A 7,018-nucleotide genomic window follows, 5' to 3' on the forward strand; every position below is an offset into this window, starting at 1 on the left:
CCCGCATCCCGCACCCGAGGATGAACAGCATGTCGGGCCCCGGAATCACCATCGCGACGACCGAGGTCACGAAGAAGACCACAAGCAGATGAGACTCAACCGGCATACCACCGATCATCACACGCCCACCAGACCAGAACCCCACGCGCCTCTCCCGTCAGGGCACCACGGCGCCGCCGCCGGCGGGGCCGGGCGATCGTCCGCCGCGACGATCGCGAAGGGCCCTTGCTTCCGAACAGTCCGGAAGCAAGGGCCCCGCCGGTTTCAGCCTGGGTTGCTCATCCGGCGCGCAGGGACACGTCCGAGGTCTTGACGTAGCCCATCCGGTGGCCGATCTGGATCTGGTAGTAGGCGGTCTTCCCCTGCACCATCACGTGTTCGCTCAGGTTGAAGGTCTTGGCGTAGTAGTACTGGCCGCGGCTCCCGCCGCTGACCGCATAGCCCTGCCCGCCGGTGAACTGGTAGGGCAGCGCTGAGATCTGCTGCACCGGCACGTTCTTCGGGTACGCCGATGCTTCAGGGAGAGGCCACCCGTAGACCGGTACGGAGCCGACGCCGGGCCGGGGGACCGCCACGATGCCCTTCACGGGGACCGAAGCCGGTGCCGAGGCCGGGTCGTGGAACCATGCGCGCTGCCCCAGGTACCAGATCGCCGTCCAGTCGCCCTGCCGGCCTGCCGCCAGGAATCGCTGGCCGGCCGCGGCGTGCGCGCCCATGTCCGCCACGTCCATCGTGGCGGTGCCGTCGTTCGTCGTGTGCATGGCGACGTCCTTGACCAAGGGCGCGGACTCGTTCGGCGCCGTTCGCAGGACGACCGCCGATGAACCGTGCTCCGGGCAGGGAGTGCCGGAGCCGGCCTTGTCGCAACCCGTGAAGGGCACGGTGTTGGCGGCGTACTCCGGGCGGATCATCACCATGCCGGTCGAACCGGCTTTCGCCGTGCCCTTCAGCGGCTTGCCGAGAAGATCGAAGTAGTGCGTCCAGTCCCAGTACGGACCGGGGTCCACATGCTGCTGCGCGACGGCGCCCGTCGTCTGACCGGGCACCATGTCGTGGCCGAGGATGTGCCCCCGGTCGAGGGGGATGTCGTACCGGGCCGCGAGATAGCGGACGAGCTGGGCCGAACTGCGGTACATCGCCTCGGTGTACCAGGTGCCGCCCTGGGCGAGGACGCCCTCGTGCTCCACGCCGATGGAGGTCGTGTTGACGTACCAGTTGCCCGCGTGCCATCCGATGTCCTTGGCCCGCAGGTGCTGGGCGACGGCGCCGTCGGCGGACCGGATCGTGTAGTCCCAGGCGAGGTAGTTCTTGTCCTGGGCGAGTTGCAGCGACTGGTCGTAGGTGGCCTCGGTGTCGTGGATGACGATGTACTTGATCTTCGTCGTCCGAGGACGTTGTGAGATGTCGTGGTTGCCGTACTTGGTGGAATCGTTGGGGTCGAGCTGGACATACGGCGAGGGGACCCAGCTGCAGTCGAGGGCGGCCGGGCAGTCGGCTTCGGACGCCTGCCGCTTCACCCGGGCCGGGGCGCGCAGGGCGGGCTGGGCGCTGAGCCGAAGCGCCTCCCCGTCGTCGGTCCTGCGCGCCGCGCCGCTGCGCATGACCGAGTAGACCTGCTCGGCGAACCATCGGCCGCCGGTGCGGGGGCTCGACGCCGTGGGGGACGCGCCGCCTGAGGCGGTGCCGTAGGCGGCCAGCGCGTCCTGCCAGGCGGCGGGGTTCTGACTCAGCGGGTGGTGCAGAGCGCGCTGGTACGCCGCGAGAAGGGCGGCTCCGCCGACGATGTTCGCCGCCGGATCCGTGCGCAGCCGGGTGACCGGGATCCCGGTCCGACGCGCCGCCTGCTGGAGCGACCGGGAGGCGGGGCTCTTCGCGGGGGTGATTCGCGGAGCGGCGATCCGCCGGTCGCCCTCGCCCCGAGGGTCACCCGTGCCGTTCTCGATTCCGCGGACGGCACGCGTCAGCGTCCCGTCGACGAGGTGCATCGGACCGTACCCGGCGCTGACGCTCGGGTGCCCGGCGTTGGCGTTCCATCCGGATTCCAGGTACGAGACGGCGAGGAGCAGTGATTCGGGGACGTGATAGGCCTTCGCCGCCCGGGCGAAGTTCTGCTGGCGGGAGGGATGGGCAGAGGTCGTCGCGGCGAGTGCGGCCTGCGCCGCGGGCTGCAGCTCGTGGCTCTGCTGTTGGGAGGCGAGTACGGCCGTCAACGTGGCGGCGGCGACGGTCGACACGACCAGCACGCCGACCAGACGGCTTCGAGGTTTCAACAATGGAGGACTTCCGGTAGAGGTGCTTGCGGGAATGCCGGTGTGGACCGACCGTCCGCCCGCCGGGTGATTCCGCAAGCCGGCGCCCCGAACCGTCACGCCGCGCCGGAAGCCTCGCGGTCGACGGCGATGCCGGCGGTCAGCACTCGATGACGTTGACGGCCAGGCCGCCGCGGGACGTCTCCTTGTACTTGTCGAGCATGTCGCGGCCCGTGTCGCGCATCGTCTTGATGGCCTTGTCGAGGGAGACGAAATGGCGGCCGTCGCCGCGGAGGGAGATGCGGGCGGCGCTGATGGCCTTGATGGCGCCGACCGCGTTGCGCTCGATGCAGGGGACCTGGACCAGGCCGCCGACGGGGTCGCAGGTGAGGCCCAGGTTGTGTTCGATGCCGATCTCGGCGGCGTTCTCGACCTGTTCGGGGGTGCCGCCGAGGACCTCGGTGAGGCCGGCGGCGGCCATGGAGCAGGCGGAGCCGACCTCGCCCTGGCAGCCGACCTCGGCGCCGGAGATGGAGGCGTTCTGCTTGAACAGGACGCCGATCGCGCCGGCGGTCAGCAGGAACCGGACGACGCCGGCGTCGTCGCAGCCGGGAACGAAGCGGTCGTAGTAATGCAGGACGGCCGGGATGATGCCGGCGGCGCCGTTCGTGGGGGCGGTGACGATGCGGCCGCCGGCGGCGTTCTCCTCGTTGACGGCGAGGGCGAAAAGGGTGACCCAGTCCATCGCGTGGAGTGGGTCGGACGGCTTTTCGGCGGAGAGCTGGCGGTGCAGCTGGGGGGCGCGGCGGCGAACCTTGAGGCCGCCCGGGAGGAGGCCCTCGCAGCCGCAGCCCCGGGTGACGCAGGCGCGCATCACGTGCCAGAGGTTCAGGAGGCCCTCGTGGATCTCGGCCGATGTGCGGCCGAACGCCTTCTCGTTCTCCAGCATCAGGGCGGAAATGGACAGGCCCGTCTCGCGGCAGCGGTCGAGGAGTTCGGCGGCCGTGTCGAAAGGGTGGGGGAGGACGGTGTCGTCCGGCTTGATGCGGTCGGCGCCGGTGGCGTTCTCGTCCAGGATGAAACCGCCGCCGACCGAGTAGTAGACCTTCTCGCGCAGTTCGTCGCCGGACGCGTTGAAGGCCGTGAAGCGCATTCCGTTGGGGTGGCCGGGCAGCGATTCCTTGCGTTCGAAGACGAGATGCTCGTTGACCACGAACGGGATGTCGTGGTCGCCGAAGAGCCGCAGCCGGCCGCTTTCGCGGACCGCGACGAGGCGCGAGTCCACGGTGTCGACGTCGACCAGTTCGGGTTTGTCGCCTTCGAGCCCGAGGATGACGGCCTTGTCGCTTCCGTGGCCCTTTCCGGTGAGGCCGAGGGAGCCGTAGAGAACGACCTCGACGGAGGCCGTCTTCTCCAGGAGGCCGTCCTGGTCCAGGCCGCGGGCGAAACGGTGCGCGGCCGCCATCGGTCCGCCGGTGTGGGAGGACGACGGGCCGATACCGATTTTGAACAGGTCGAAAACGCTGATGGCCATTCGCTACCTCGTTGTAGCCGTGCCCCCTCCCGGGGACGGGAGGGGGCACCTAGACGTCACAGGTCGGGATACAGGGGATGCTTGTCGGCGAGTGCCTTCACGCGGGCCGCCAGGGCGTCGCGGTCGAAGGACGGCTGCAGGGCCAGCGCGATGACGTCCGCGACCTCGGTGAAGTCCGCGGCGCTGAAGCCGCGGGTGGCGAGGGCGGGCGTGCCGATCCGCAGGCCGGACGTGACCATCGGCGGGCGCGGGTCGTTCGGCACCGCGTTGCGGTTGACCGTGATGCCGACGTCGTGCAGGCGGTCCTCGGCGTCCCGTCCGGTGAGCTCGGAGTCCACCAGGTCGACCAGGACGAGGTGGACGTCCGTCCCGCCGGTGAGCACCTTCACGCCGGCCTTGGCCGAGTCGTCGGCGAGCAGCCGCTCGGCCAGCAGCCGGGCGCCCTCGACGGTGGCCGCCTGCCGGGCCTTGAACTCCTCCGACGCGGCGATCTTGAGCGCGACGGCCTTCGCGGCGATCACGTGCTCCAGCGGGCCGCCCTGCATGCCGGGGAACACCGCCGAGTTGATCTTCTTGCCGTACTCCTCGCGGGCGAGGATCAGGCCGCCGCGCGGGCCGCCGAGCGTCTTGTGCGTGGTGGTCGTGACGATGTCCGCGTGCGGGACGGGCGAGGGGTGCAGCCCCGCCGCGACCAGCCCCGCGAAGTGCGCCATGTCGACCATGAGCAGCGCCCCGACCGAGTCGGCGATCTCCCGGAACGCGGCGAAGTCGAGCTGCCGCGGGTACGCCGACCAGCCCGCCACGATCATCTTCGGCCGGTGCTCGGCCGCGAGCGAGGCGACCTCGTCCATGTCGACCAGGCCGTCCTCGTCCCGGACGTGGTAGGGCACCACGTTCAGGACCTTGCCGGAGTAGTTCAGCCGCATCCCGTGCGTGAGGTGCCCGCCGTGCGCGAGGTCGAGGCCGAGGATCGTGTCGCCGTGCTGCAGCAGCGCGAAGTAGACCGCCGTGTTGGCCTGCGCCCCGCTGTGCGGCTGGACGTTCGCGTGGTCGGCGCCGAACAGCGCCTTGGCCCGGTCGATGGCGAGCTGCTCGGTGACGTCGACGTGCTCGCAGCCGCCGTAGTAGCGCCGCCCCGGGTAGCCCTCGGCGTACTTGTTGGTCAGGACGGAGCCCTGCGCCTCCAGCACCGACACCGGCGCGAAGTTCTCCGACGCGATCATTTCGAGGGTCTCCTGCTGCCGCCGCAGCTCCGCGCCGACGGCCTCGGCGACCTCGGGGTCGACCGCGGCCAGCGAGTCGTGCAGCGGGCTCATGCTTCCTCGATCAGCTTGTCGTAGGCGGCGGAGTCGAGCAGGTCGCCCGGCTCGTCCGAGATCCGGACCTTGAAGATCCAGCCCTCGCCGTACGGGTCGTCGTTGATGACCTTCGGCTCGTCCACCACGGCGCCGTTGATCGCGGTGATCTCGCCGCTGACGGGGGAGTAGAGGTCGCTGACCGACTTGGTCGACTCCACTTCGCCGCACGGCTCGCCCGCCTCGACGGCGTCGCCCTCGGACGGGGTCAGCTCGAGGTAGACGATCTCGCCGAGGGCGTCGGCGGCGTGCGCGGTGATGCCGACCGTGACGATGCCGTCCTCGCCGCCGAGGCCCGACACCCACTCGTGCTCCTCGCTGTAGCGGAGCTCCTCCGGAACGCTCACGATCACTTCTCTCTTTCAGGAAGAACGCTTGTAGAACGGCAGGGACACCACGTCGACCGGCTCGGGCCGGCCGCGGACGTCCACGGCGAGGCCCTCCTCCTCGACACCGCTGTCGAGGTACGCCAGGGCGATCGGCGTGCCCAGTGTGGGCGACGGGGCGCCGCTCGTCACGACCCCGCACGGCGCGCCGCCGGACGTGACGACCTGGTACCCCTTGCGGGGTGCGCGGCGCCCGCGCGCGACCAGTCCCACGAGCCTACGGCCCGGTGGGGTCTGCGCCTGCGCGGCCAGGGCCGTCTTCCCCACGAAATCGCCCGGCTTGTCCAGCTTCACGACACGGCCGAGGCCCGCCTCGAACGGCGTGGTCTCGCCGGTCAGCTCGTTCCCGTACAGCGGCATGCCCGCCTCCAGGCGCAGCGTGTCGCGCGCCGACAGCCCGGCCGGGACGACCCCGTCCACGGCGGCGAGCGCCTGCCACAGCGCGACGGCGTCGGACGCGTCCACGAACAGCTCGAACCCGTCCTCGCCGGTGTACCCGGTGCGGGCGATGAGCGCGTCGACACCGGCGACCCGTCCCGCGAGGATCGCGTAGTACTTCAGCCCGGCCAGCGGCGCGTCGGTGAACCCTTCGAGGATCGCCTGGGAGCGCGGCCCCTGCAGGGCGATCAGCGCGTACGAGCCGGACCGGTCGTCCACCGCGGCCTCGAACTGCGCGGCCCGCTCGACCAGCGCCTCCCGGACGACGGCGGCGTTCGCGGCGTTCGCGACCACCATCCAGGTCTCGTCCGCGAGCCGGTAGACGATCAGGTCGTCGAGGACGCCGCCGTCGTGGCCGCAGATCATCGTGTAGCGGGCCTTGCCGACCGGCATCGGCGCCAGGTTGCCGACCAGCGCGAAGTCCAGCGCGGCGCCCGCGCCCGGACCGGAGAGGAAGATCTCCCCCATGTGCGACAGGTCGAACAGCCCGGCCCCGGTCCGGACGGCCTGGTGCTCGGCGGTCTCACTGGCGTAGCGCAGCGGCATCAGATAGCCCGCGAAGTCGACGAGATTGGCGCCGAGGCCCTCGTGGACGTCGTGCAGCGGCGTCTTCTTCGCGGTCGGATCGGCGGACATGGGTTCGGCTCCTTCGTCGCGGGCGCGCGTGGTCCATCGTCCCACTCGCACACCGGGCGTCTCGGTGCCTCCCCCTCTGTCATCGGCGCCTGAGAGCTTCACCCGCCTGCGCGGCGGGCTTTCACCTTCGGCGGGGGACCGGGGTCCCCGCTTTCCAGAGGTCGCCTGGCCCGTGCGGTCCGTGGGCCTGAGAGGTTCCGGGGAGGATTTGCTCCTTCGGCGTCCCCCACCGGCTGCAAGGGACTCTCCCGCACGGGATATCGGCTATCGACAGAGGCTAGCAGTGCTTTCGCCACACTCACCAGCCGCGGCTAGTCCCCTTTCGCGGACGGCGGGGCGGACATCGACTTCACGCAGGTCTGCAGGGCCGCCTTGATCTTCTCCAGCTCCTTGGGGTCCGGGGTCCGCGTGGGGTTGGGG

General features: G+C 70.7%; 5 protein-coding genes and 2 riboswitches. All 5 genes read right to left on the bottom strand.

The window, feature by feature from the left end:
- Positions 1-278: 278 nt before the first annotated feature.
- Positions 279-2,243, bottom strand: a complete 1,965-nt coding sequence (locus E1293_RS42375) for an N-acetylmuramoyl-L-alanine amidase (protein ID WP_132205043.1) — start codon at positions 2,241-2,243, stop codon at positions 279-281.
- 166 nt (positions 2,244-2,409) lie between these two features.
- Positions 2,410-3,783 carry an L-serine ammonia-lyase gene (locus tag E1293_RS42380; RefSeq protein WP_132205045.1) on the bottom strand — a complete coding sequence of 458 codons (1,374 nt, stop codon included), beginning with the start codon at positions 3,781-3,783 and terminating at the stop codon, positions 2,410-2,412.
- 56 nt (positions 3,784-3,839) lie between these two features.
- Complete coding sequence (locus tag E1293_RS42385; protein WP_132205047.1) at positions 3,840-5,099, bottom strand: serine hydroxymethyltransferase; 1,260 nt, start codon at positions 5,097-5,099, stop codon at positions 3,840-3,842.
- A complete protein-coding gene (gene gcvH, locus E1293_RS42390) occupies positions 5,096-5,485 on the bottom strand; it encodes a glycine cleavage system protein GcvH (protein WP_132205049.1) in 390 nt (129 codons plus the stop codon). The genes E1293_RS42385 and gcvH overlap by 4 nt, the downstream gene beginning before the upstream one ends.
- 15 nt (positions 5,486-5,500) lie before the next feature.
- A complete protein-coding gene (gcvT, locus tag E1293_RS42395) occupies positions 5,501-6,598 on the bottom strand; it encodes a glycine cleavage system aminomethyltransferase GcvT (RefSeq protein ID WP_132205051.1) in 1,098 nt (365 codons plus the stop codon).
- Between the two features lie 73 nt (positions 6,599-6,671).
- Positions 6,672-6,759: riboswitch (glycine riboswitch) on the bottom strand.
- 4 nt (positions 6,760-6,763) lie between these two features.
- A riboswitch (glycine riboswitch) is annotated at positions 6,764-6,859 on the bottom strand.
- Positions 6,860-7,018: the final 159 nt, after the last annotated feature.

The organism is Actinomadura darangshiensis, from assembly GCF_004349235.1.
GTDB classification, from domain to species: Bacteria; Actinomycetota; Actinomycetes; order Streptosporangiales; family Streptosporangiaceae; genus Spirillospora; species Spirillospora darangshiensis.

Bases quoted from the DNA above. Each gene is read 5' to 3' on its own strand.
- E1293_RS42380 (WP_132205045.1), bottom strand. From the start codon at position 3,783: ATGGCCATCAGCGTTTTCGACCTGTTCAAAATCGGTATCGGCCCGTCG.
- E1293_RS42385 (WP_132205047.1), bottom strand. From the start codon at position 5,099: ATGAGCCCGCTGCACGACTCGCTGGCCGCGGTCGACCCCGAGGTCGCC.
- gcvT (WP_132205051.1), bottom strand. From the start codon at position 6,598: ATGTCCGCCGATCCGACCGCGAAGAAGACGCCGCTGCACGACGTCCAC.